This is a genomic window from Pseudomonas sp. EL_65y_Pfl1_R83, assembly GCF_963970695.1.
GTDB lineage: Bacteria > Pseudomonadota > Gammaproteobacteria > Pseudomonadales > Pseudomonadaceae > Aquipseudomonas > Aquipseudomonas tritici.
The window spans coordinates 1-603 of the sequence record NZ_CAXAQI010000139.1 but is presented as its reverse complement, the minus strand read 5'-3'; the positions used below and the strand labels follow the sequence as shown (position 1 = coordinate 603).

The window sequence follows — 603 nt, the reverse complement described above, 5'->3', positions numbered from 1 at the left end:
ATTCGCCGGGGTCGCGCACACCATTGTGGTTGCTATCGGTGAAGGGTTCGGGCGCAACCTCGGAAAAACTGTCATAGCTTTTACGGGTCGAGACAAAGGTTGCGCGTGGCGCGACTTGCTGCACGATGCTTTGCACAGCGGCGTCGATCGTCGCGACATTGGCTGCTCCGCCCTCGATGCCCGAATCGCGCGCAGCCTTTTGCACGGCACCGTTGAGCACCGATTGTACGTAAACCTGATAGGTCAGGTCACCGAGGCCGGTCATCAACAGCAACATCACCGGCGCAAGGATCGTGAATTCGATCGCCGTAGCGCCACGCCGGTCACGCGTCAGCCTGAGGAATAGGTTCCACGTCATCGCGTGAGCCGGAGCATCGCCAGCCGCTTGGCGATACTGGCGAAGGCGGTCGACAGGCCGGTGCCATCGGTGGTGGCAAGCGCTTGCGCGGAGGTGGTGGCGCACGAGGTCAATTGCGTGTTCGCAGATGCGGCAATTGATACGGTCCATACATCGATGTTGCGCGCCTTCGCGGCTGCGCATTCCGCGAGGAAGCGGGCATTGTGCAGATCGGTCAGGCTCGACCCGCTTGTGCCGGCCACGCG

Annotated in this window: 2 protein-coding genes; both read right to left on the bottom strand. The window is 62.2% G+C overall.

All coding sequences use genetic code 11. The features are described 5' to 3' along the window. Positions 1–358 (bottom strand): TadE/TadG family type IV pilus assembly protein (locus AACY08_RS28065; protein ID WP_339472358.1); only part of this gene is annotated, 358 nt, incomplete at its 3' end. Next, a partial coding sequence (locus tag AACY08_RS28060) for a hypothetical protein (protein WP_339472357.1) occupies positions 355–603 on the bottom strand: 249 nt, incomplete at its 5' end. The genes AACY08_RS28065 and AACY08_RS28060, both read right to left, overlap by 4 nt.